This is a genomic window from Streptomyces sp. NPDC001135 (genome assembly GCF_053598395.1).
Map to the genome: position 1 here is coordinate 13,834 of NZ_JBSFKD010000005.1, position 23,735 is coordinate 37,568.

The window sequence follows — 23,735 nt, forward strand, 5'->3', positions numbered from 1 at the left end:
AGGTCAGTCCTTGTCGCGGCGGGTGAGGATGCGGCACAGGGCGTCCCCGACCTCGTGGGTGCGGGCGGTGCCGCCCAGGTCGGGGGTGACAGTGCCGGAGTCCAGCACCTGGTCGACGGCGTGCTCCACGGCGGTGTGGGCCTCGCGCAGCCCCATCCGGTCGAGCAGGAGGGAGTAACTGAGAACGGAGGCCACGGGGTTGGCCCGCCCGGTGCCGGCGATGTCGGGGGCACTGCCGTGCACCGACTCGAAGACGCCGAGGAAGGTGTCGTCCTCGGGGTCGTAGCTGGCCGACGGGGCGATGCCGAGGCCGCCGGCGAGCTGGGCCGCCTCGTCGCTGAGGATGTCGCCGAAGAGGTTGGCGGCGACGATCACGTCGAAGCGGGACGGGTCCCGGATCAGTTCCATGGCGGCGGCGTCGACGTACAGGTGGTCGTGCACGACGTCCGGGTAGGCGGCGGCGACGGCCCGGAACCGCTCCTGCCAGAGCGGGCCCGCGCTGGGCATCGCGTTGCTCTTGTCGACCAGGGTGACCTTGCGGCGTCGGGCGCGGGCCAGGTCGAAAGCCGCGCGCACCGCCCGGTCGACGGCCCCGCGGGTGTGCACGGCGACCTCCATGGCGACGTGCCCGGGCCGGCCGCCGCGCACGGTGCCGCCGACCCCGACGTACGTGTCCTCCGTGTTCTCCCGGACGATGAGCAGGTCGACGGAGTCGGTGGACGTCACGTGCTTCAGCGGGCAGTGGTCCAGCGACCGCAGCCGTACGGGGCGGAGGTTGACACCGAGTTCGAGCTGCTGGCGCAGACCGCCGATGATCTGCCGGGCGTGTGCGTTGTCCGGGACACGGGGATCGCCGAGGGCACCGAGGAGGACGGCCCGGTAGCGCTCCCTGATGCCCGGGATGTCGATGTCGGTGCCGCCGTGGGCCAGATGGTGGTCGGCGTCGTACGGGAGGATCTCCGTGGTGAGGCCGGTGCCGAAGACGTCGTCGACGACGGCGTGCACCTTCAGCACCTCGGCCATGACCTCGGGGCCGATGCCGTCGCCGGGTATGACGGCGAGGGTGGTGGTCATACGGACGCTCCCGCGGCCCGCTGGGTGCGGGCGAAGGCGACGAGGCCGCCCGCGGTGAGCAGTTGCCGCTCGAACGCGGAGGGCGGCTGCACGGGGGCGGAGGTGCCACGCGTGAGGTTGAGCAGCTCGCCGCGCTCGTCGTCGACGACGAGCCGGTCTCCCTCGCGGATGCTGTAGGCGAAGTCGCCGACCTCGATCAGCCGCAGGCCGATGTTGAGGGAGTTGCGGGCGAAGATCCGGGCGAAGCTGTGGGCGACGACGAAGGGGGTACCGGCCGCCTTGATGCCCATGGGGGCGTTCTCCCGGGAGGAGCCGCACCCGAAGTTCATTCCGCCGACGATGGCCGAACCGCCGAGGTCGTACCCGGTGGCCCGGTAGTGGTCGAGGAAGGCCTCGTTGCCCGCGTGGGCCATGATGTGCTTGCGGTACTCGGCGGGGTCGGGGATCTGGCAGTACACGCTGGGCAGGATGACGTCGGTGTTGACGTGGTCGCCGAAGACCCAGGCCAGGCTGCCGTCACCGGCCTCGTCCCCGGCCGTGCCGGCCGCCTGCGGTGCGTCGGCCTCCGCCGCGGCGGCGCCCGGGGCGCGGCCTTCGCGGACGGCGTGCAGGGCGAAGAGGTCCTCGACGCTCCGGCGCAGTCCTGCCTCGTCCGCGTAGTACGCGGCACGCTCGCCCACGGGTGCCAGGAAACCGGTGAGGGCGGCCTGCGCGGCGACGGCGGGGCTGGCCAGGACGACGGCGGCGTCCACGTCGCCGCAGCGGCCGCGGAAGTTGCGGTTGGAGGTGAACACGGCGACCTCACCGGTGCCGAGGACACCGGACTTGATGCCGATGCAGGGGCCGCAGCTGGAGGACTCGACGTAGCAGCCGGCCTCCAGCAGGACGTCGATCAGGCCTTCCTTCATCGCGGCGCGGTAGGCCTTCTGGGAGGCGGGGATGACGATGGTGCGCACCCCGTCCTGGACCCGCTTGCCGCGCAGCGTGTCGGCGACGACGCGGAGGTCCTCCAGGTGGCCGTTGGTGCAGGAGCCGATGAAGACCTGGTCGACCGGGATCCGGCCCTGGTCGTCGGCGCGCGCCGCGAGCGGGGCGACACCCGTCATCAGGTCCTCGCGCCCGGCGTACTCGCCCCAGTGGCTCAGGACGTGCTGGAGCTGGTGGGTGCCGATGGCGTTGTCGGGCGAGAAGGGCAGGGCGACGGTCGGCTCGATCCGGCTCAGGTCGACGTCGATGACCTCCACGTAGTCGGGGTCGTCGTCGTCCACGGTGAAGGCCGGGTACGCGGTGTCGCCCAGGGTGTCGGCGAGGTAGGCGTCGAGGACCTCGTCGGTGGGGAACAGGCCGTACTTGGCGCCCATCTCCACGGCCATGTTGCTGAGGGACAGCCGGTCGTTGACCGCCAGCGAGGCCAGCCCGGGGCCGCCGAACTCCAGGCTGCGGTAGACGGCGCCGTGCACACCGAGCAGCCCGCACAGGTGCAGGGCGACGTCCTTGCCCTGGACGTTGGGGCGCAGCGAGCCGCGGAAGCGGACCAGGGTGGCTTCGGGCACCCGCATCCAGCAGGTGCCGCGGACCAGGGCCATGGCGAGGTCGGTGGAGCCGATGCCGGTGGCGAGGGAGGCGACGGCCCCGGCGGTGCAGCTGTGGGAGTCGGCACCCACGGCGACGTCGCCGGGCCGGATGAGGCCCTGCTCGATGAGGATCTTGTGCTGGATGCCGCCGTCGTAGCCGACGTCGAAGACCCGGATGCCGTGCTCCTTGGCGAACCGCCTCAGCTCGACCAGGATCGACGCCATCGACGCCGTGTGGGTCGGTACGACGTGGTCGAAGACGAACGCCGTCTTCTCCCGCTGCCGGGCGATGCCCTCGGCGATCCAGGTGTCGTCGAACCCGCTGTCGCGGAGGATGTCGAGGGCCCATTTGACGGTCATCTCGCTGCCCCAGCACAGGTCGAAGGGGAGGTCGACGACCTCGCCGGTGCGAACGGGGCGGCCGAGGGCGTGCTGGAAGAGCTGTCGCACGAGAGTCATGACGCGGTGCTTCCCTCCGGGGATCCGAGGAGCTGCCTCTTCAGGCAGTCGAAGACGGTGACGTACGGCTCGATCCGCCGGTGCGCGGCGGGGGACGAGAACCGGATCCAGCCCCGGACCGGTCCGGGACCACAGCCCCGCAGCCGCTTGGCGTCGGGCGAACCCATGCCGTAGGCGATGCGCCGGGCGCCGCCCGTCAGGGCGTGCTCGACCAGGTGGTAGAAGGTGAGGTTGAAGTAGGCGCAGGCGGTGCCGACGGCCTCGGCGTCGAACCCGAGGAACTTGGGGTGCAGGACACCGCCGGACTCCAGGCACAGCAGGAACCCGACGACGGAGCCGGGCTCGTCGGCGTCGTCGCGCCGCACCACGTGCAGGGTGGTACCGAGGGCCTCCGCCTCGAGGAGCGTGCTGAAGAGCCGCTCCATCGCCTTGCGTTCGACGGGCAGGCCGTACTTCTCGTGCTGTCCCTCGGACAGCTCCGCGCACCGGGCGACGGTCTCGGGCGCCGGGTCCTTCACCCGCTCGATGCACAGCCCGCTCTCGGCGAACCGGCGGATCTCGGACCGGACCACCGTACGCCGTTTGCGGTCCAGGCCGCGGACGTAGTCGTCGAAGGAGGTGTGGGCGGCGACGTCGAGGCCGTACTCCAGATCGGAGAGGAACTCCAGGTAGCCGTGGGCGGCGAGGGGACCGCGCAGGGTGTCGCCGGAGCCGCCGTGCCACAGGAAGCAGCGGGCGGGGATCCCCTCGGCGGCGCAGTACTCCTCCACCGCGTCGAGCAGCCGGGTGACGGCCGCCGGGCGGTCGCAGCCCGGCAGCGTGAGAACCTCGCACGCGTAACCGTAGGGGCTGGTCATGACCAGTGCCGGGTAGGCGGCGGTGCGGGCGTGGGCGGCCTCGGCGTGCACCACGGCGTCGAGCAGGGCCGCGGCCTGGTCGGTCTCGGCCGGGGTCCGGTCGCGGGCGAGGGCCTGGCGCAGGTGCTCGCGCTCGTAGTCGCCGAAGAGCGCGCCGACCGGGTCGTGGTAGGGGAAGGCGTCGGGATCGCGCAGCAGCAGCCCCTGGAGCCCGGCGACGGTACGGCCGTCCTGCCGCAGCAGGAAGAGGACCAGCTCGAAGCCGAAGCTCTCCTCGACGGCACGCAGCCAGTCATGGGTGAGGTAGACCTGTCCCTCGGGGACCAGCGCGTCCCACTCCGCCCGGTCCAGGGCGGACACGGACGTGACGACGGTGACCTCAGTCGGCACGCGCGGTCACGCCCTTCCGGGCGACCACGACCAGGCGGTCCGCCCGGTGGTCGTAGGGCGCGCCGTCGTAGCCGCCGAAGACGTCGACGCGGTCGAAGCCGGCCGTCTCCAGCAGGTGCCGGAGTTCGGCGGCGCTGTAGACGTACAGGGTCATGGAGGCGCGGGCGACGCGGTCGCCGACCAGGGAGAACCAGTCGCTGCGCAGCCGCGACCAGTCGTCCAGGACGGTGTCGCGCTGGATCAGGATCCGGTCGTCGACCTCGGTGAGCGAGACCCGCTCGTCGAGCCGGGCGAGGATCTCCTTGCCGACGACGTCGACGAGGAACGTGCCGCCGGGCGCCAGGCTGGTGTACGCGTTGCGCAGCACCTGGAGGTTGTCCTCGGGCCGGTCGAAGTAGCCGAAGGAGGTGTACATGTTGACGACGGCGTCGAAGGCCTCCGGCTCGGCGAAGTCGAGCATGTCGGCCTCGACGAGCCGCGCTTCGGCACCGGCGTCGCGCAGGGCCGCGTCCGCGGCCTTCAGCAGGGGCGCGCTGCGGTCCACTCCCGTGACGGTGTGCCCGGCCCGGGCGAGCGGCACCGTGAACAGGCCGGGTCCGCAGCACAGGTCGAGGATCCGGGCCCCGGGCGGGAAGCGGAACAGCGGTGACCCGGCCACGATACGGGCGGCCTCGGCGACGCGTGCCTCGGAGAACAGGTGCGGGTAGAAGTCGTGCCAGAACCCCTCGTCCTCGAACCAGAGGTGGTCGTGCTCTGCCGTCATGCCGTCGATGCCGTCCGCTCGTGGTAGATCTCGATCATCTGCTTCTCGGTGACGCTGGACTTGGTGCGCACGGAGACCTCCTTGACGTCACGCAGGACGTCGCCGAGGACGCTGTCGTCGTAGGCCAGTCCATGGGCGTCCAGGACGTGGGCGACGATGGACTTGCCGGAGTGCTTGCCGATGACGATGCGACGGGTGTGCCCGACGAGTTCGGGCCGCAGCGGCTCGTAGGCGGTGGAGTCCTTCATCACGGAGGACACGTGCAGACCGGACTCGTGGGAGAAGGCGTTGCCGCCGACGATCGGCTTCATGGGGCTGACCTCGATGCCGGACAGGCCGGCGATCAGCTCCGACATGGGCTTGAGCCGGGACAGGTCGATACCGGTACGGAAGCCGTAGAGCTGGGTGAGGGCCACGGTGACCTCCTCGAGGGAGGCGTTGCCGGCCCGTTCGCCGATGCCGTTGATCGTGCACTGGACCTCGTCGGCGCCGCCGAGGATGCCGGCGACGGTGTTGGCGGTGGCCAGGCCGAAGTCGTTGTGGCAGTGCAGCGACAGCAGCACACTGATGCGCTCGCGCAGCCGCGAGATGAGGGTGCGGAAGGCGTCCGGGGTGGTGGAGCCGACGGTGTCGGCGACTCCGACCAGGTCGGCGCCGCTGTCCTGGGCGAGGACCAGGACCTCTTCGAGGTAGTCGTAGGGGGTGCGGGTGGCGTCCTCGGAGCCGCAGCCGACGAACATGCCGAGGCTCTTGGCGTAGGCGACGCCGTCGGCCATCTCGCGCTTGAGGCGGTCGCGGACGGAGCTGTCGGTGCCGCCGAACTTGACGCGCATGTGCACGTCCGAGGTCGGCAGGAAGGTGTAGATGGCGTTCGCGCCGCAGGACTTGGCGAGGTCGATCTCGGCGCGGTTCGGCCGGCAGAACGCCACGACGCGGGCACGCAGGCCGAGCGCGGCGATGCCGCGCACGGCGTCCTGGTCGGCCTGCGAGGAGGCGGGGAACCCGGCGTCGATGCAGTCGACGCCCATCTCGTCGAGGAGTTGGGCGATCCGCACCTTCTCCTCGACGTTGAAGGCGACGCCGCAGGTCTGCTCGCCGTCGCGGAGCGTGGTGTCGCAGACGAGGATCTTCCGGGGCTGCTGCTCGGTCACGGTCACGGTTTCCGACACGGTCACTTCGCCTCTCCCAGCAGGTAGTCGCGGCAACGGGTGCCGATCAGGTCCCCGGTGAAGCGGGGGCGGCGGCCGTAGACGACCCAGGTCGTGGTGACGGCTCCGATGTAGCGGTCGAGGCGGAGCGCGCCGTCCGACTGCTCCAGGTATTCGAGGTGGGTGAGCCCGGAGTCGTACCGGCCCTCGAGGAGGTGCCGGCCGACGACGGGCTTGGAGGGCTCGCGGACGACCTCCTCCCACTGGGAGGTGTCCACGTATCCGGCGGTCGCGGGCACCAGGCCGAGGGTGCGGGGGCGTGCCACGTCGGCGCGGCTGAGCAGGACGAGTTCCTTCGTCGGGTGGACGAAGGTGTCCACGACGTGGACCTCCCCGAAGTACCGCTCGGTGATGAGGTGCACCTCGGGGTGGGCGCTGCACTGGACCAGGTAGTCGGAGTCGCCGCGGCGGACGCGCTCCAGGCCGTCGTGCAGGTCCAGGGTGAGGTCGATCTTCGCGTCCGCTTCGATGCCCTGGAACGCGAAGTAGTGCGCCACGGCGTTCTCGTGGCAGCTGCCCTCGGGGCCGAGGGTGGTGAACGTCAGGCTCATGGCCGTGCCTCCATGGGCGCCGGTGCGGCGGCGCCGTCGATGATCTCGTCCTCCAGGCGGCATGCCTCGTCGATCAGCAGGCCGGCCAGGGAGCGCATGAAGTCCGGTGCCAGTCCGAGGCGTTCGCCACGGGCCGCGTATGCCTCGCGTACCGTGTGCACCCGCCGGGGCTGCATCATCGGGATGTCGTGCGCGCGCTTGACCTCGGCCACCTCGCAGCAGACGGCCAGGCGCGCCGCGACGAGCTCCGCGATGCGCTGGTCCAGTTCCTCCAGCCGCTCGCGGTAGGGCCGCAGCACACTGTCGTGGGTCGGGTCGGTCATGCCGCCTCCAGGGCCTGGGCGAGGGCGCGGGCCGCGCCGCGCAGGTTCGGGAGTCCGTACCCGCCCTCCTGGACGAGGACGGTGGGCAGGTGCTGGGCCGCGAGGAGCGCGCCGACGGGGCCGAACACCTCGGGCGGCAGGCTCCAGGAGCCGTGCGGGTCGTCGCGGAGGACGTCGTAGCCGACGGAGACCACCAGGGCGTCGACGTCCGGCCGGCGCAGCCCCTCCAGGGCGTCCTTCACCAGGGCGAGGAACCCCTCGGGGCCCGGGTCGGCGGGAGCGCCGAACAGGCCGGGGCCGGCCGGGAACCGGTAGGGGAAGTCCCGGGCCGCGCTGGAGTGGACGGACGCGAAGGGCAGCGCCGGGTCGTCGCGGACGCAGGCGAGTGTCCCGTTGCCCAGGTGGTAGTCGATGTCGAGGATGCCGACCCGGGCCGCGCCCTCCTCCCGCAGGGTGCGGGCGGCGACCACGGCGTTGTTGAGGAAGCAGTAGCCGCCGTACCAGCCCGGACCGGCGTGGTGGCCGGGTGGCCGTACGAGGGCGTACGAGGTCTGCTGCCGGCGCGCGGTGAGCTCGGCGGCGGCGACAGCCGCGCCTGCCGCGGCGAGGGCCGCGGGCCACACGGCGCGGGTGACCGGGGTCTCCTGCTCCAGTCCGGGTGCGGCGAACGCGTCGTCGAGGACGCAGTCCTCGGCGTCGGCGGCCGCGTCGCGCAGATGCGCCAGCAGGGCGGGGTCATGGCTCGCGGCGACGAGCCGCTCCGCCCGGGCGAGACTGCCGGGGGCCGCCGCGGCGAGCCGCGCCCCGCCGTCGCGCAGACCCTCCAGGATCCGGTGGACGCGCTCGGGTACCTCCTTGCTCGCGGCCCGCGCCCCGGAGGGTTCGACCGTGAACGGCAGCGCTTCGGATTCCTCGGGTACCACCACGTGCAGCGTCATGACAGGTCCTTGATGACACGGGGGCCGATGGCCCGGAAGCCGGACCGTTCGTAGAAGGCCAGGGTGCGGTCGTAGCCCGTGAAGTGCGGGGCGGGCAGGCACACTTCGACGCGCCGGACACCGTCGGCGGTGCACGCCTTGTCGAGTGCGTCCAGCAGGAGGGCGGCCACGCCCCGCGAGCGCAGCTCGGGGGTCACCCACAGTTCCTGCACCTGGCGGTAGGGCGCGGCGAGGCGGAGCGGGGTCTGGGTCGTGTGGGCGAGGACGCCGACGACCCGCCCGCCGCGGTCGCGGGCCACCAGGACACCCGCGCCGTCGCGGCCGGCGATCGCGTCGGTCACGGCGGCCCGGAGCCCGGGCACGACGTGGGCGGGGTCGCCGCGGAGTTCCCGCAGGAGCGCGGTGACCGCCCCGGCCACGGCGTCCGTGTCGTCCGGTCCGGCGGGGCCCACGTCGAAGACGTCGGCGCTCATGCCCGTCACCTCGCACCCATCTCGGTCATGGCGTCGTCGAGTTCACCGACGCCGAGGGAGCGCAGCAGCGCCCGTGCCTTGAGCCGGGTCTCCTGGAACTCCTCCTCCGCGTCCGAGAGCACGATGAGGGCGCCTCCGACGCCGATGCGCACCCGGTCGCCCTCCCAGACGATGGTGCGGATGACGATGCTCTGGTCGGCGCGGCCGTCGAAGCCGAAGAAGCCCAGGCTGCCGGAGTAGACGCCGCGCTCCTCGGGCTCGAGCTCGTCGAGGAGCTCGACGGTGCGCTTCTTCGGGGCGCCGGTCATGGAGCCGCCGGGGAACAGCGCCTGTACGCAGTCGACGGCCGTCCGGTCCGGGCGGAGCCGGCCGCGCACGGTCGTGACGAGCTGGTGGACGGTGGCGTAGGACTCGGCGGCCATCAGCTTCGGCACGTGGACGGTGCCGGGCTCGCAGACCTGCCCGAGGTCGTTGCGGAGCAGGTCCGCGATCATCAGGTTCTCACTGCGGATCTTCGGGTCCCGCTCCAGGGCCCGCCGGGCCCGCTCGTCGTCGGCGGGGTCGTCGTACCGGGGCGCGGTGCCCTTGATCGGCTTGGTCTCCACCGCGCCGTCGCCGTCGACGGTGACGAACCGTTCGGGTGAGGAGCTGAGCAGCGTCCGCTCCCCCAGGCGCAGGTACGCGGCGTACGGGGCCGGGTTGGCGGCCCGCAGGCGCAGGTACGTCTGCAGCGGGTCGGCCTCGCTGGTGCCGCTGATCTGGTAGGTGTAGCACGCCTCGTAGGAGTCGCCGTCGCGCAGCCAGCCCTGCACGGTCTCGAAGTGCCGCAGATAGGTGGCGCGGTCGACACCGGGTTCCAGCACGGCCGGGGCCGTCTCCCGGCGGGGTCGTGGCAGGGGCGTGCGCCGGGCGCGGGCGCGGACCTCCTCGCACCAGGCGGCGTGCTGCTCGGCGGTGAGGCCCACGGTGACGAGGAGGCGCCGGCCGGTCTCGTGGTCGTAGGCGACGAAGCGGTCGACGCGGAGCAGTTCGGCGTCGGGGCGGTCCCCGCTGCCGGGGCGGCCGATGCCGGTGCTGCCCTTGATGCCGTAGCCCAGGTAGCCGACATAGCCGCCGGCGAACGGTACGGGCGAGGCGCCGGGCGGGACCGGTGTGGCCGCCAGAGCGGCCCGCAGCTGGTCGAAGACGGTGCCGGCGACGGAGTGCACGGCCTCGCCGGTCTCGCGCTCGACGACGCCGGCCGCCGCGTAGGCCCGGATCACCTCCAGGTCGGGTCCGGAGCAGGAGCCGAGGTAGCTGTAGCGGCCCATGCCGTAGGCGGAGCGGGAGCTGTCGAGCCAGAAGCTGTAGGGGTCGTCGGCGAAGGCGCGCAGGAAGAGGCTTTCGGCGTCGAGTTCGGTGTCGAAGTCGCTCCAGCGGAGGCCGGGTTCGACACCGAGGAAGTTGGCGATCAGTTCCTCGCCGTATTCGCTCTCCACGGACTCGGGGTGGAACTGCACGCCGTGCAGCGGCCGTTCGCGGTGCTGCAGGCCCATCACCACACCGTCCTCGGAGCGCGCGGTGACCACGAGGTGGTCGGGCAGCGGCTCGGTGACGGCGAGGGAGTGGTAGCGCACGGCCTTGAAGCCCTGCGGTATGCCGGTGAAGAGCCCGGTGCCGGTGTGGGTGATCGCGTCGGCGCGGCCGTGGACGACCTCGGGCGCGTGCCGGACCTCGCCGCTGAAGGCGACGGCGAGCCCCTGGTGGCCGAGGCAGACCCCGAGGACGGGCACGGTGGCCCGGCGCAGCAGATCGCGGCACAGGCCGAAGTCCGCTTCCCGGGCCGGCGTTCCCGGGCCGGGGGAGATCACCACATGGGTGAAGTCCCGCGCCAGCAGGTCGTCCGCCGTCGCCTCGTCGTTGCGGACGACGACCGGTGGCTCTCCGGCGACCTTCCAGATCAACTGGAAGAGATTCCAGGTATAAGAGTCGTAGTTGTCGACAAGAAGGACGCGCAGATCTTTCACCATGTCGTGCAGCTCCCCGAAAACCGGAACCGGCCTCGTGGCGCGACTGTCCGGCTGACCGACAATTCCTCATCGGACGGCAGACATGCGTGGATGAACCGCTCTGCGAAGGAGCGTGATACGCATGCGCCCGCCGATGCGCACGAGAGAGAAGCGACCTGTTCCTGTCGCGGCAGTCTGCTACTGCTGGAATGTTCCCGGCTGCCGCGAATACCACTGGTCTTGGTATGAATCGCAGGCCCAGGACTCTTCCCCCCGTTGCCGCCGATGCTAGTCAGCCGGGGACGAAAACGCACGCTTGTGTGACTCAGGACACTGGAAGTCGGCCACCTGTCCGCAACTGCCCTACCCTGCGGAAATTCTGTTGCCCAGGTGGCGTTTGACGTCCTGTCAGACGCGGCGGGCGGCGTCGGCGCGGGGCACGGCTCCGAAAGCCCGTCAGGCGGCCTCCACCGCGGCGAGGACACCGTCCGCGATGGTCTTCACATCCGCGTCGTCCGCGACGAAGGGCGGCATGGTGTAGATCATGTCGCGGTACGGCCGCAGCCACACCCCCTGCCGCATCGCCGCGCGGGAGGCCCTGGTCACGTCCACGTCCCGGTCGAGCTGGACCACGCCGATGGCCCCGAGCACCCGGACGTCGGCCACGCCGGGGAGGTCCGCGGCCGGTGCGAGGCCGGTGCGCAGTGCCGCCTCGATCCCCCGGACCCGCAGGCTCCAGTCCTCGCTCAGCAGCAGACCCGTCGAGGCGTTGGCCACCGCGCAGGCCAGCGGGTTGCCCATGAAGGTGGGGCCGTGGGCCAGTACGGGCAGGTCGCCCCGGGAGATCCCCTCGGCGATCCGGGAGGTGCACAGCGTCGCGGCCAGGGACAGATAGCCGCCGGTCAGGGACTTGCCCAGGCACATCACGTCCGGGCTGACACCGGCGTGCCCGGCCGCGAACAACTCCCCGGTCCGGCCGAAACCCGTCGCCACCTCGTCGAAGATCAGCAGCACGTCATGGGCGTCGGCGGCCTCGCGCAGCACCCGGAGGTAGCCCGGGTCGTGGAAGCGCATCCCGCCGGTTCCCTGGACGACGGGCTCGACGATGACGGCGGCCAGTTCATGGGCGTGCCGCTCGATGAGCCCGGCGAGGTGGCGGGCGTAGTCCTCGTCGACACCGGCGTCGAAGCCGGCCGGGGGCCGGTCGGCGAAGAGCTGTTCGGGCAGCAGGCCGGTCCAGGCGCTGTGCATCCCGCCGTCCGGGTCGCACACGGCCATGGCCTGGAAGGTGTCGCCGTGGTAGCCGCCGCGCCAGGTGAGCAGGCGGCGCTTTCCGGGGCGGCCGAGCGAGCGCCAGTACTGCAGGCACATCTTCACGGCGACCTCGACGGACACCGACCCGGAGTCGGAGAGGAAGACATGGCGCAGCGGCTCGGGGGTGATCTCGACGAGGGTGGCGGCCAGCCGCACGGCGGGCTCGTGGGTGAGGCCGCCGAACATCACGTGGCTCATCCGGTCCAGCTGGTCGCGCACGGCCGCGTCCAGCACCGGGTGCCGGTAGCCGTGGATGGCCGCCCACCAGGAGGACATGCCGTCGACGAGTTCACCGACCCCCTCCACGGGCACGCCGAGCCGCAGCCGCACGCCCTCGGCCGACTCGACGACGACCGGGTCGGTCCGTCCCGGCATGGGTGCGTAGGGGTGCCACACATGGGCCCGGTCGAGTGCGATCAGTTGCTGGGGGTTCAGGGGCGGCACGGGTGCAGGCACGGGATCCGCTTCCTTCTCGGCACTGCGGCCTCGAATTCACTGGTAAGTCGAACTGAAGTGACTGGTAAACGGCCCGAACATAACCGATGGGGCGCGTGCGCGGCACCGAATGCACCGGCTGTCCGCGGAAAATGGCGGAATCTCGGCTTCACGTTCGTCAACCCGGGGGAATCGACGGAACTTTCCCGTCGTGTCACGGTGACGGTGATCACTTCGGGACCGGGCCGACGGCGCCCTGGCTGCTGATACGTTGACGGCACGACCCCGCTCGTGAAGCCGCTCCACCCTTGCGGCGCGACTGGAAAGGGGGGCGGGAACCATCCGTTGTCCCGTCTTACGCGGTTGTCCCGTCCTACGCGGTCCCGGGCCGGATCCGCAGGGGGTGCCGTGCCGCACAAGGTGATCCTGGCGCTTCTGTCGATCGGTTCCTTCGCCGTCGGCACCGACGGTTTCGTCATCAGCGGCATCCTCTCCCGTATTGCGGGCGACATGGGCGTGTCCGAGCCCGTCGCCGGACAGCTCGTCACGGCGTTCGCGCTCAGTTACGCGATCAGCGCGCCGGTCCTGATGACCCTCACCGCCGGGCTGTCCCGGCGGGTGATGCTGCGCGGCGCGCTGCTGCTGTTCGTCCTCGCCAACGCGCTGGGGGCACTGGCACCCTCGTACGGGGTGCTGATGGCCGCGCGGATCCTGGCGGGGGTCGGCGCCGCCCTGTACATGAACACCGCCGCGGCGACGGCCACCGCGCTCGCGGGCGAGGCCCACCGGGGCCGGGCCGTGTCGCTGATCATCGGCGGTCTCACGGTGGCCACGGCGCTCGGTGTGCCGGGCGGCACGCTGATCGGGCAGCTCGGCAGCTGGCGATGGACCCTCGTCCTCGTCGCCGCCCTGGCGCTGCCGGCGCTGATCGGGCTGTGCCTGGTCCTGCCGCCGGTGCCGCAGCCGCCGGCCGTCGGCATCCGGGACCGGGTGCGGATCGGAGCGCAGCGGCCGGTGCTGCTCGCGGTCCTCGGCAACCTGTTCGCGGTGGCGGGCTGCTTCACCGTCTTCACCTACCTCGCGGCGTTCACCCGGGCCGCCACCCGGCTGGACGACGCCCGGGTCAGCCTGGTTCTGCTCGTGTGGGGCCTGGCGGGCGCGGTGGGCAACGCCGTCGGCGGCCGGCTCAGCGACCGCGTCGGAGCGGAACGGACGTTCGTCACCTCCGTGTCGGGCGTCGTGGTGACGATGACGCTGCTGGCCGTCACGGCGAGTTTCGTCACCCCCGGGGCGGCCTGGGTGGTGGCGGTCTTCCTCACCGTCACCGTCCTGTGGGGGGTGTTCTACTGGGCCGAACCGCCCACGGCCATCCACCGGGTGCTGGACCTGGCGCCGACCGCGCCGAGCGTCGCCATCTCGGTGAACAGCTTCGCGTCCTATGTGGGCGTGGCCCTGGGCGGGGCGGTCGGCGGGGCGGTGCTGGACCGGTTCTCGCCCGCCGCGCTGGCGTGGTGCGGTGTGTGCCTGGAACTGGCGGCGCTGGCCTGCGTCGTCGTGCCGCGCCTGACCGCGGGACGACCGGATGCGGCGCCTTCGCTGCCCGGCCCGGCCGGCGGCCCCGCCGCCGAGGGGGCCGCCCGTACGGGGCCCTGACGACGTCCGGCCGGGTCCGCGGTGACGCCTCCCGGCCGGAGAGGAAAACAGTGACAATGGACAAAACCATGAAAACAGGGGGAGGTTGGCCCACCGTGGCTGACGACGTTCTGGCTCGGCTGACGACTTTGACCTCGGACGTCCTTCAGGTGAAGCGCGACGAGGTGACCTTGGACGCGAGTTTCACCGACGATCTGGGGGCCACCAGCCTCATACAGGTCGAGCTGGTCATGGCGATGGAGGAGGAGTTCGGCATAGCGGTGCCGGACGACGCCGTCGAGCGCATCCGCACCGTCGACGACCTGTACCGACTCGTGCTGTCGCTGACGTCATGACCGACCGGCACGCACACGGGCGGCGCCGGGTCGCCGTCACCGGTCTCGGGGTCGTCAGCGCCTGCGGCACGGGGGCGGACGCCTTCTGGGAGGGGCTCTTCCGTGAACCCCCGGCAGGTCACCGGGAGCTGACGGACTGGGACCCGTCGCCCTGGATGGAGCCCCGCGACATCCGCCACACCGACCGCTTCACGCAGTTCGCCGTCGCGGCAGCCGATATGGCGTGGACCGACGCCGGGCTGAAGGAGGCGGAGGTGGACCGGGACCGGTGCGGCGTCGTCGTCGCCACCGCCCTGGCCGGGGTCGGCACCTTCGAGCGGCAGGCGGTGACGCACCACGAGCGCGGGGCCCGGCGGGTCTCCCCGTTCCTGGTACCGATGATCATGGCCAACGCGGCGGCGGCGACCGTGGCGATCCACGCGGGGCTGCGCGGACCGTGCGAGAGCATCGAGACCGCCTGCGCGGCGGGTACGCACGCCATCGCCCATGCCGCCCGCATGATCGCCGACGGCACCTGCGACGTGGTCCTGGCCGGCGGCACGGAGGCCGCGATCACGCCCACCATCGTCGCCGGGTTCACCACCATGCGGGCCCTGTCGCCGTCGGGCCGCACCCGGCCGTTCGACGCCGCGCGTGACGGCTTCGTCATCGCCGAGGGCGCCGCGGTGCTGACGCTGGAGGACTGGGACACCGCGGTGGCGCGCGGCGCGTCCATCCACGGCGAGGTGCTGGGCGCGGGCAGTACGGCCGACGCCCACGACATCACCGTGCCGTCGCAGGACGGCGTGCACGCCGCCCGGTGCATCCGGCTGGCCCTCGCCGACGCGGGGCTGCGCCCGGAGGACGTACGCCAGATCAACGCGCACGGCACCGGCACGGTTCTCAACGACACGGCGGAGAGCACCGCCGTGCGGGCCGTGTTCGACGACTGCCCCCCGATGACCTCGACCAAGGGCGCCACCGGGCACGCCTTCGGGGCGGGAGGCGCTCTGGAGGCGGTGGCGGTACTGCTGTCCATGCGGCACGGCGTGATACCGCCGACCCTCGGCCTGACCGAACGCGACCCGGACCTCGACGTCGACGTGGTGACGGGCGAGGGCCGCCCTTGGGATCCCGGCCCGGCGATCACGTCGTCGTTCGGCTTCGGCGGCCACAACGGCGTCCTGGTCCTGGGCCATCATGAGTGAGGGGGCGACGATGGAGCCGTCGGCACGAGGCGGGGGCGGACCACAGGATGTGTTCGCCTGGATCGACGACAGCGCGCGCCGCATGGAACGGGCGGGGCTGACCCGCCGGGTCCATGTGCGCGGCCCCAGGCCGGACGTGATCGACTTCGGCGGCAACGACTACCTGGGGCTGACGCGTCACCCCCAGGTGGTCCGGGCGAGTGCCGACGCGGCCCTTGTCTGGGGCGCCGGCTCGACCGGCTCCAGACTGGCCACGGGCACGACCGAGGTGCACGCCGAACTCGAACGGGAACTGGCCGAGTTCTGCGGGGCGGAGGCCGCGCTGGTCTTCTCCTCCGGATACCTGGCCAACCTCGGCGCGGTCACCGCGCTGGCCCGCGCGGGCACGCTGGTCGCCTCGGACGAGTTCAACCACGCGTCACTGATCGACGCGTACCGGCTGTCGGGCGCCGACGTGGTCACCACCGACCATGCCGACGCCCAGGGCCTGGCGCGCGTCCTCGGCGACCGGGAGCAGCAGCGGGCGCTCGCGGTCACCGAGTCCGTGTTCTCGGTCGACGGCGACCTGGTGGACCTGGCCGCGGTGGCGGCCGTCTGCCGTGCGCACGGGGCGGGTCTGCTCATCGACGACGCCCACGGCTTCGGGGTCGTCGGCGAGCGGGGCCGGGGCGCCGTCGCCGCCGCGGGTCTCGACGGCGGCCCGGACGTCGTCACCACCCTCACCCTGTCCAAGTCACTGGGCGCGCAGGGCGGTGCGGTGGTCGGCTCCCGCCGGGTGATCGGCCATGTGATGAACACCGCCCGCAGCTTCCTCTTCGACACCGGGCTCGCCCCGGCGTCGGCGGCCGGGGCGCTGGCGGCGCTGCGGGTGCTGCGCGCCGAGCCGGACCGGCCGGCCCGCACGCGCGCGGTGGCGAGGTCCATCGCGGAGCGGCTCGCGGCCGCCGGGCTGCCGGTGACCCGGGCGGAGGCCGCCGTGGTGTCCGTGCGCGGCCCCTCGCCGGCGCTGACGGTGCAGTGGGCGGCGAGCTGCCTCGCGGACGGCGTCCGGGTGGCGTGCTTCCGGCCGCCGTCGGTGCCCGACCGGTTCTCGCGCGTCCGGCTCACCGCGCGCGCCGACCTGACGGACGCCGAGATCGACCGCGCGGTGGAGGTGCTGGTGAAGAACAGCCCCTGGTGAGGGGCCCGTACGACCGTTCCGCCGGGACGCCACCCGTCCGCAGAACCGACGATCCGACGACGGCCGAAAGGGCAGCACTCACATGACGATCGCCAGCGGCTTCCTCTCGCACACCACCAGGTCACCGGACCGGGTCGCGCTCGCCCTGGGCGACGGTGACGGCCCGGGCGGGCGGTGCGGCTACGACGCGCTGCGCCGCGGTGTGCTCGCCGTCGCGCGGGCCCTGCACGCGGAGTTCGGACCGGAGCCCGGGCCGGATGTCCGGGTCGCCGTACTGCTCGGAAACCGCAGGGAGTTCCTGGAGATCTTCCTCGGCGCGGCCGTCGCCGGGATCCCGGTGATGGTGCTCGATCCGGCGTGGAGCGACGCGGAACTGGCCTCCGTGCTGGGGGACACTCCCCCGGCACGGCTCTTTCACGACCGGCCCGCCCCCGCGGCCGGGCAGCAGCTGCCCGGCGGCGCGCTGACGGACGTGGCCGGCTCCGGTCTCCCCGAGTGGCTGGAGCGGTACGGCGCGGAGGAAGGCGCAGACCCGGCCCCGGTGCCGGACTCCGCGCCGTTCTACGTCGGGTTCACCTCGGGGAGCACCGGTCGCCCCAAGGGCGCCGTGCGTTCGCACCGGTCCTGGCTGCGGACGTTCGAGCACTACACGTCCGGGTTCGGCATCGGCGAGGGCGACACGGTCCTGCTGCCGGGGTCGCTGGCGCACTCGCACTTCCTGTTCGGGGCGGTGCACGCGCTGCACGTGGGCGCGACGGTGTGCCTGATGCCGTCGTTCGACGCGGCGGCCGTGTTCGACCACGTCGAGCGGTACGGGGTGCGGCACCTGTACCTGGTGCCGACGATGTTCGAGGCGATGCTGGAGGAGGCCCGCCGGCATCCGGGGCGGACGTTCCCGCAGGTGCGCTCGCTGCTGTCGGTGGGCGACAAGTGGTCGCCGTCGCGGCGGGCGCTGGCCGGTTCCCTCTTCCCGGCCGCGGACGCGGTGGAGTTCTACGGGGCGACGGAACTGAGTCTGGTCTCCGTGCTGCACAGCCGGGACGACGGCCCGTGGGAGTCGGTGGGCCGGCCCGTGCCCGGCGTCGAGCTGTCAGTGCGCTCCCCGTCGGGGGACGAGCTGGGCGTGAACGAGGTCGGGCAGCTGTACGTACGCAGCGAGATGCTGTTCACGGGCTATCTGTCCGCGGAGCACACCGGCGGCCCGGACGAGGACGGCTGGTTCACGGTCGGTGACATCGGCCGGCTGGACGAGCGGGGGCATCTGCACCTCGTCGGACGGGACAAGGGCATGCTCATCAGCGGCGGCCTCAACGTCCACCCGCAGGAGGTGGCGGCGGCGCTGCTGCGGCTGGAGGAGATCGCGGAGGTCGCGGTCGTGGGCCTGCCCGACGAGCGCTGGGGCGATCTGGTGTGCGCGGTGGTGCGCTGGCGTGACGGGAGCCGGCTGAGCCTCGCACAGCTGCGGGACCGGGCGTCGCGCCATGTGTCACGGCAGAAGTGCCCCCGCCGGCTGTTCGAGACGGACGCGCTGCCGTACACATCGAGTGGAAAGATCGACCGTCGCAGCGTGCGTGCCATGCTCCTGGACGGTCGGCAGAGCATACGGGAGGTTCTGTGAACGGGAACGGGCAGCGGGCCCTCGTCGTCGCGGCGCGGCGTACGCCGATCGGGCGGATCGGCGGTGCGTTCGCCACGACGCCGATGCACGAGCTGCTGCGTCCCGTCCTCGCGGCGGTACTGGACGACCTGGGCCTGTCCGGTGGCGACGTGGACGAGGTGGTCGTGGGGACCGCGGGCAACTCCGGCGGCAACCCCGCCCGGTACGCGCTGCTGTCCGCTGGTCTCGGCATCGAGGTGCCCGGGATGACCGTCGACCGGCAGTGCGGGAGCGGTCTGGAGGCGGTCAACCTGGCGGCGCGGCTGGTGGCGGCCGGCGCGGCGGACGTGGTGCTGGCGGGCGGCGCGGAGAGCGCGAGTACGGCCCCGTGGCGGGTGGAACGCCCGCCGGTCCCCCATGGCACTCCCCGCTTCTACGCCCGACCGCCGTTCGTGCCCCCCGAGTTCGGTGACCCGGACATGGGCGTGGCCGGGGAGAACGTGGCCCGGCTGGGCGGCATCAGCCGTGCGCGGCAGGACCGGTACGCACTGGCCAGCCATCGCAAGGCGGTCGCCGCGGCGGAGTCCGGCCGGTACGACGCCGAACTGGTGCCGGTCGAGGTGCGGGTCGGCAGGGCGGGCGGGGTGACGGTGACGTCCGACGAGTGTCCGCGCCCGGACACCAGCCTGGAGAAGCTGTCCCGGCTCAGGCCGGTGTTCGCGGAGGACGGCACGGTCACCGCGGGCAACGCCTGTCCGGTGAACGACGGTGCCGCCATGGTCGCGGTCGTGTCGGAGCGGAAGTTCCGCGAGCTGGGGCTGTCGAAGGGGCTGCGGGTCCTCGACGCGACGACGACGGGGGTGGACCCGGAGATCCTGGGCTGGGGGCCGGTGCCCGCGGTCCGGCGCCTGCTGAAGCGCAATCCCGGACTGCGTCTGGACGACATCCCGCTGGTGGAGTTCACGGAGGCGTTCGCCGGGCAGGTCCTGGCGTGCCTGGACGAGTTGGGCATCCCGGAGGAGCGGGTGAACCGGGGCGGCGGTGCCATCGCCCTCGGCCATCCCTGGGGCGCGTCCGGCGCGGTCCTGGTGACCCGGATGTTCGCGGACATGTTCGGCGCGCACGATCCGGTCGCCGCCGGGGCGCGGTACGGTCTGGCCACGCTGGGCGCGGCCGGCGGCCTCGGCATCGCGACGCTGTTCGAGCGTCACACGGCCGGGTGAGCCGCGGTGATCGGCCTGTACCACTCCGCACGGACGCCGGTGCACGCGGTGCCGGCGGGCTGCAAACTGCTGGTCCTGTTCGCCGCGGGCACGGGCGCGTTCTTCGTCCGGTCGCCGCTAGTGCTCGGCGGGGCGGTGGCCGCGGTGGCGGCCTGCTACGGACTCGCCCGCATCCCCCTGCGGCTCGCCTGGCGGCAGCTGCTGACGGTCCTGCCGATCGCCGCTGTGCTGGTCCTCGCCCAGGGACTGCTGGCGGACTGGACGAGCGCGCTGCTGATCGGCGAGCGGATCACGGGGCTCGTGACACTGGCGAGCCTGGTCACCCTGACGACCCGGACGTCCGAGATGGTCACGGCGGTGGAACACGTCCTTCGGCCCTTCGCACGGCTGGGGGTGCGGCCGGAGCGGGTGGGGCTGATGGTGACCATGACGATCCGGTTCGTCCCGGTGATCAAGGAGCAGGCGGATCTGGTGCGGGCCGCCCAGAAGGCGCGGGGTGTGGAGCGCAGCACGGCGTTTCTGACCCCGCTGCTGGTGCGGACGCTGCGTCTGGCCGACGGGCTCGGTGAGGCACTGGAGGCGCGCGGTCTGGACTCGCGCTCCGACGACCTCGGCGACCGGGCCCCTCGGCCCGGTGCGGAGCGCTAGAGCTGACGGCGACGTCCCGTGCGGCACCGGGTGGTACGGGACGCGCGGGACCGGGTCAGCCGCGCCGCACCGGGACCCGGAGCGGGGCGCGGAACGACAGCAGCGCCAGCATCTCGGGCGTGGAGGTGTCGGCGAGCGTGAGGTCGGGGAAGCGGGCGGTGGTCATGCGCATCACCACGTCGGCCTCCATCCGGGCCAGTTCGGCGCCGGAGCAGCGGTGCACACCCACGCCGAAGGAGAGGTGCTGGCGTACATTGCCCCGGTGCGGGCAGATGCGCTCGGGCTCGTCGAAGACGGCGGGGTCGGAGCCGGTGGCCGACAGCATCAGCAGCAGCGGTGCTCCCGCGGGCAGTTCCACCCCGGAGACCGTGACGGGCCGGGCGGTGATCCGCCGCCAGGTGGTGATGGGCGGCTCGCGCCGCAGCATCTCCTCGGTCCACGGCTCGACCTCGGCCGGATGGCCGGCGAACCGCCGCCAGAGGCCGTCCGCTTCCAGGGCGCGGCGGAACATGGTGGCGAGCATCTGGGTCGTGGTCATCTGACCCGCGATGATCATGAAGTAGAGGACGGCCGCCTTCTGAGGCAGGCTCAGCGGCTCACCGTCCGGGAGGCGGTGGACGCCGAGCGCGCCCAGCAGGGTGGCGGGGTCCGGCGCCGGGCGTTGTACCAGTTCGGTCAGCCAGGCGTAGAAGTCGGCGGCCTCGTGGGCGAGTTCGACCTCCCGTTCGCCGCGCGGGCGCCCCCAGAACAGTTCGAGGGATGCCTCGCTCCACCGGGCGAGGGTGTCGATGTCCACGTCCACGGCCTCGTCGAGGCCGAGGATCCGCAGCATCACGTGGAACGGCACGTCCCGCGCGAGGGTGGTGGCGAGGTCGCACACACCGCCGTCGGCGAGCCGGTCCGCCACCTCGTCGAGGCTGTCGGACACGACCTCCTCGACCATCGGCACGGCGCGGGCGACGGCGTGGGCGTTGAGCAGCCGGGTCATGATGCGGCGGTAACCGGCGTGGCTGTCACCGCCGTTGTTGGCGAGGGTCTTCGGCAGCTCGAATCTGACCCTGGCGAGGGTCCGCAGACTCCTCACGGAGAAACGGCCGACCGCGTCGATCGCGTTGTCCGGGTGGAAATTCTCCGGGTCGAGGAGAATGGCCCGGACGTCCTCGTAACGACTCACCAGCCACAGGCCCGTGTTCTCGTCGTACTTCACGGGTTCGTGTTCCCGGAGCGCCGCCATCACCGGAAATGGGTCGAGCGCATACTCCTGGCCGAACAGGTCGACACGATCCACGGGCATTGCCACCATGACGGAAACCCACCTCCCCCGAGACCGTATCAATGGTTCCCGATCACGTTGAATACCCACAGGGTCCTGATATGTGTGAGCCGTGTCTCGTGGGCGTGTTCAGGGTTTGTGCGGGCGCCACTAGGATGAGGCGGTGGCGGTCATTCCACATTATTCTCGGGGGGTTGTGACGTGCGTACGAAGGACATCGCCCAGATCGCGCTGTTTGCGGCGATCATGGTGGTCCTCGGCCTGTTCCCGCTGATCGAGCTGCCGTTCGTGCCGGCGCCGATCACGTCCCAGACGCTCGGCGTGGCCCTGGCGGGCTCCGTGATCGGGGCGCGCAGAGGCGGGCTGGCGATTCTGCTGTTCGTGGTGCTGGTCGCGGTCGGCCTGCCGGTGCTGCCCGGCGGGCGCGGTGGTCTCGGGGTGATCCTCGGACCGACCGGCGGATTCATCCTGGCCTACCCGGTCGGCGCCTGGGTCGCGGGTCTGCTGACCGAGCGGATGTGGCGGCACTACACGCTCTGGCGGGCGATCGTCGCCAACTTCACCGGCGCCGCCCTGGTGTTGTACGTCATCGGCATCCCCTGGATGGCGGTCGTCTCGGGCATGCGGCTGGGCAGGGCCTTCGAGGTCTCCGCGGTCTTCCTGCCGGGTGACCTGCTCAAGGTGGTGCTCGCCTCGCTGGCGGCCGTGGCGGTACGCCGGGCGTACCCGCTGATCGATCCCCGTCGTTCCGTGGACTCGCGCGCATGATCGAGATCGAGGGAGTGGGTCACCGGTTCGGTGACCGGCGGGTGTTGGACGGAATCGACCTCACGCTGGACGCGGACCGCATCGGCGTCGTCGGGTCGAACGGCTCGGGCAAGAGCACCTTCGCCAGGCTGCTGAACGGCCTGCTGGTGCCGGAGCGGGGCCGGGTACGGGTGGACGGCCTGGACACCTCGGCCAAGGGCCGTGAGGTGCGCCGCCGGGTCGGTTTCGTCTTCCAGGACCCGGACGTGCAGATCGTGATGCCGACGGTCGCCGAGGATCTGGCGTTCGGGCTGAAGCACCACGGCTTCGACCGCGCCGAGACCGGCCGGCGGGTGGATGCGGTGCTGGAGGAGTTCGGACTGACGGATTTCCGGGACCATCCCGCCCATCTGCTGAGCGGGGGTCAGAAGCAGATGCTGGCCATCGCCGCGGTCCTGGCCGTCCAGCCGCGGTACGTGGTGTTCGACGAGCCGACCACGCTGCTCGACCTGCGCAACCGGCGCCGGGTCGCCAGACTCATCAGGGACCTGGAGCAGAAGGTGGTGGTCGTCTCCCACGACCTGGACCTGCTCGCCGAGTTCGACCGCGTCATCGTGCTCGACCAGGGCCGCGTCGTCGCCGACGGCCCGCCGCGGGAGACGATCGACACCTATGTGGCGATGTATCCCCCGCTGTAGCGCGGGGCGCACACACGACGGGGCGCCCGGAGAGAGATCCTCCGGGCGCCCCGTCCGCGCGTCGCCCCGAGCGGGCTCAGCGCGTCACCTCTTCAGCGAGCGTGTCACTTCTTCAGGGTGGGAACCCCGGCGTTCAGGCCGGCCTTGCGGGCCGCGGCGATGGCGGCGGCGGACGGCTTGGTCTTGGTGAACTCGTCATGGCCGACCAGCGTCGACTGCCACTGGTTGGCCGGGGTGGTGCCGGAGGTGAGCAGCCACTGGGTGTTGATGTGGGCGGCGGAGCCGCCGACGTACTGGCCGCTCCAGGTCGTCGCGGAGTGGGCGTTGCGGTAGTCGTTGCGCCAGGAGACGGTCCAGCCGAGGGACGTGCCGCTGCCGTCCGTCGGGGCGGTGTCGTAGCGGCCGGTCACCACGTAGCGGTTCTCGGCGTTGCCGACGGTGGACTCATAGGTGCCGGTGAGACTGCCGTCCGCGTTCGCGGTCACCGTGAAGGTCGAGCCGAGCTCGTTGTACCAGGTGCCGGTGATACCGGCCGCGGCATCCGACTTCACGGCCGGCTTCTTGGCCGCCGCGCCCGTGTCGGCGAAGGCGTTCGCCCCGACGGTGACGAGGGTCAGAGAAGCGGCCGCAGCGGCCGCAGCGACGACGATCTTGCGCTTGTGAGACACGAATTCTCCCCTGTTTTGTGTCCACGAGACCGGCGGGTGCGCTCTTTCGCGCGCCGCGCCGGAACCTCGAATTCCTTGTACGGAAAGGAAACGGGCTGGTCCGGTCCCGTCGATAACTGCCAACGGCACATGTCCGACGGGATCGTACTCGCGCATCACCGATCGCCTCAACTGGCTTT

22 protein-coding genes are annotated in these 23,735 nt (G+C 72.1%); 9 read left to right on the forward strand and 13 right to left on the reverse strand.

Annotated features, from left to right (window positions below; genetic code table 11):
- Window positions 1-3 precede the first annotated feature (3 nt).
- From ACWC94_RS08645 to ACWC94_RS08695, 11 genes are all read right to left on the reverse strand, one after another.
- Window positions 4-1,074 (reverse strand): isocitrate/isopropylmalate dehydrogenase family protein, encoded by a 1,071-nt coding sequence (locus ACWC94_RS08645; protein WP_450795676.1) that lies wholly within the window; start codon window positions 1,072-1,074, stop codon window positions 4-6.
- Window positions 1,071-3,107, reverse strand: coding sequence for a LeuD/DmdB family oxidoreductase small subunit (locus ACWC94_RS08650; protein WP_450795677.1), 2,037 nt, complete (start codon window positions 3,105-3,107; stop codon window positions 1,071-1,073). The genes ACWC94_RS08645 and ACWC94_RS08650 overlap by 4 nt, the downstream gene beginning before the upstream one ends.
- Complete coding sequence (locus tag ACWC94_RS08655; RefSeq protein WP_450795678.1) at window positions 3,104-4,354, reverse strand: GNAT family N-acetyltransferase; 1,251 nt, start codon at window positions 4,352-4,354, stop codon at window positions 3,104-3,106. The genes ACWC94_RS08650 and ACWC94_RS08655 overlap by 4 nt, the downstream gene beginning before the upstream one ends.
- Window positions 4,344-5,117 (reverse strand): class I SAM-dependent methyltransferase, encoded by a 774-nt coding sequence (locus tag ACWC94_RS08660; RefSeq protein ID WP_450795679.1) that lies wholly within the window; start codon window positions 5,115-5,117, stop codon window positions 4,344-4,346. Before ACWC94_RS08660 ends, ACWC94_RS08655 begins: the two co-directional genes overlap by 11 nt.
- Window positions 5,114-6,292, reverse strand: a complete 1,179-nt coding sequence (locus ACWC94_RS08665) for a LeuA family protein (RefSeq protein WP_450795680.1) — start codon at window positions 6,290-6,292, stop codon at window positions 5,114-5,116. The genes ACWC94_RS08660 and ACWC94_RS08665 overlap by 4 nt, the downstream gene beginning before the upstream one ends.
- The gene (locus ACWC94_RS08670) at window positions 6,289-6,876 is read right to left on the reverse strand and encodes a hypothetical protein (protein WP_450795681.1); all 588 of its coding nucleotides are present in this window, start codon (window positions 6,874-6,876) and stop codon (window positions 6,289-6,291) included. The genes ACWC94_RS08665 and ACWC94_RS08670 overlap by 4 nt, the downstream gene beginning before the upstream one ends.
- Window positions 6,873-7,199, reverse strand: a complete 327-nt coding sequence (locus tag ACWC94_RS08675; protein WP_450795682.1) for a chorismate mutase — start codon at window positions 7,197-7,199, stop codon at window positions 6,873-6,875. Before ACWC94_RS08675 ends, ACWC94_RS08670 begins: the two co-directional genes overlap by 4 nt.
- Window positions 7,196-8,137, reverse strand: coding sequence for a hypothetical protein (locus tag ACWC94_RS08680; protein ID WP_450795683.1), 942 nt, complete (start codon window positions 8,135-8,137; stop codon window positions 7,196-7,198). Before ACWC94_RS08680 ends, ACWC94_RS08675 begins: the two co-directional genes overlap by 4 nt.
- Window positions 8,134-8,610 carry a GNAT family N-acetyltransferase gene (locus tag ACWC94_RS08685; protein WP_450795685.1) on the reverse strand — a complete coding sequence of 159 codons (477 nt, stop codon included), beginning with the start codon at window positions 8,608-8,610 and terminating at the stop codon, window positions 8,134-8,136. Before ACWC94_RS08685 ends, ACWC94_RS08680 begins: the two co-directional genes overlap by 4 nt.
- Before the next feature lie 5 nt (window positions 8,611-8,615).
- Window positions 8,616-10,619, reverse strand: coding sequence for an aminodeoxychorismate synthase component I (pabB, locus tag ACWC94_RS08690; protein ID WP_450795686.1), 2,004 nt, complete (start codon window positions 10,617-10,619; stop codon window positions 8,616-8,618).
- A gap of 435 nt (window positions 10,620-11,054) precedes the next feature.
- The gene (locus ACWC94_RS08695; RefSeq protein WP_450795687.1) at window positions 11,055-12,368 is read right to left on the reverse strand and encodes an adenosylmethionine--8-amino-7-oxononanoate transaminase; all 1,314 of its coding nucleotides are present in this window, start codon (window positions 12,366-12,368) and stop codon (window positions 11,055-11,057) included.
- 387 nt (window positions 12,369-12,755) lie between these two features.
- Here ACWC94_RS08695 and ACWC94_RS08700 point away from each other — a divergent pair, with 387 nt between their 5' ends.
- From ACWC94_RS08700 to ACWC94_RS08730, 7 genes are all read left to right on the forward strand, one after another.
- Window positions 12,756-14,000 carry an MFS transporter gene (locus tag ACWC94_RS08700; RefSeq protein WP_450795688.1) on the forward strand — a complete coding sequence of 415 codons (1,245 nt, stop codon included), beginning with the start codon at window positions 12,756-12,758 and terminating at the stop codon, window positions 13,998-14,000.
- A gap of 95 nt (window positions 14,001-14,095) precedes the next feature.
- Window positions 14,096-14,335: an acyl carrier protein gene (locus ACWC94_RS08705; RefSeq protein WP_450795689.1), complete on the forward strand. Its 240-nt coding sequence runs from the start codon at window positions 14,096-14,098 to the stop codon at window positions 14,333-14,335.
- On the forward strand, window positions 14,332-15,522 hold the full coding sequence (locus tag ACWC94_RS08710) for a beta-ketoacyl-[acyl-carrier-protein] synthase family protein (RefSeq protein ID WP_450795691.1): 1,191 nt from the start codon (window positions 14,332-14,334) through the stop codon (window positions 15,520-15,522). Before ACWC94_RS08705 ends, ACWC94_RS08710 begins: the two co-directional genes overlap by 4 nt.
- Window positions 15,515-16,702 carry an 8-amino-7-oxononanoate synthase gene (locus ACWC94_RS08715; RefSeq protein WP_450795692.1) on the forward strand — a complete coding sequence of 396 codons (1,188 nt, stop codon included), beginning with the start codon at window positions 15,515-15,517 and terminating at the stop codon, window positions 16,700-16,702. Before ACWC94_RS08710 ends, ACWC94_RS08715 begins: the two co-directional genes overlap by 8 nt.
- An 82-nt stretch (window positions 16,703-16,784) precedes the next feature.
- Entirely contained in the window at window positions 16,785-18,320 is a 1,536-nt protein-coding gene (locus tag ACWC94_RS08720) for an AMP-binding protein (RefSeq protein WP_450795693.1), read from the forward strand.
- Window positions 18,317-19,522: a thiolase family protein gene (locus ACWC94_RS08725; RefSeq protein ID WP_450795694.1), complete on the forward strand. Its 1,206-nt coding sequence runs from the start codon at window positions 18,317-18,319 to the stop codon at window positions 19,520-19,522. The genes ACWC94_RS08720 and ACWC94_RS08725 overlap by 4 nt, the downstream gene beginning before the upstream one ends.
- Window positions 19,523-19,528: 6 nt before the next feature.
- The gene (locus ACWC94_RS08730; protein ID WP_450795695.1) at window positions 19,529-20,170 is read left to right on the forward strand and encodes an energy-coupling factor transporter transmembrane component T family protein; all 642 of its coding nucleotides are present in this window, start codon (window positions 19,529-19,531) and stop codon (window positions 20,168-20,170) included.
- Between the two features lie 55 nt (window positions 20,171-20,225).
- Here ACWC94_RS08730 and ACWC94_RS08735 read toward each other — a convergent pair whose 3' ends face one another.
- On the reverse strand, window positions 20,226-21,464 hold the full coding sequence (locus ACWC94_RS08735; protein WP_450795696.1) for a cytochrome P450: 1,239 nt from the start codon (window positions 21,462-21,464) through the stop codon (window positions 20,226-20,228).
- Window positions 21,465-21,644: 180 nt separating this feature from the next.
- On the opposite strand from ACWC94_RS08735, the gene ACWC94_RS08740 reads away from it, so the two are divergent.
- Window positions 21,645-22,211, forward strand: coding sequence for a biotin transporter BioY (locus tag ACWC94_RS08740; RefSeq protein ID WP_450795697.1), 567 nt, complete (start codon window positions 21,645-21,647; stop codon window positions 22,209-22,211).
- The gene (locus tag ACWC94_RS08745; RefSeq protein ID WP_450795698.1) at window positions 22,208-22,888 is read left to right on the forward strand and encodes an energy-coupling factor ABC transporter ATP-binding protein; all 681 of its coding nucleotides are present in this window, start codon (window positions 22,208-22,210) and stop codon (window positions 22,886-22,888) included. The genes ACWC94_RS08740 and ACWC94_RS08745 overlap by 4 nt, the downstream gene beginning before the upstream one ends.
- A 104-nt stretch (window positions 22,889-22,992) precedes the next feature.
- Here ACWC94_RS08745 and ACWC94_RS08750 read toward each other — a convergent pair whose 3' ends face one another.
- Entirely contained in the window at window positions 22,993-23,556 is a 564-nt protein-coding gene (locus ACWC94_RS08750) for an avidin/streptavidin family protein (RefSeq protein ID WP_450795699.1), read from the reverse strand.
- Window positions 23,557-23,735: the final 179 nt, after the last annotated feature.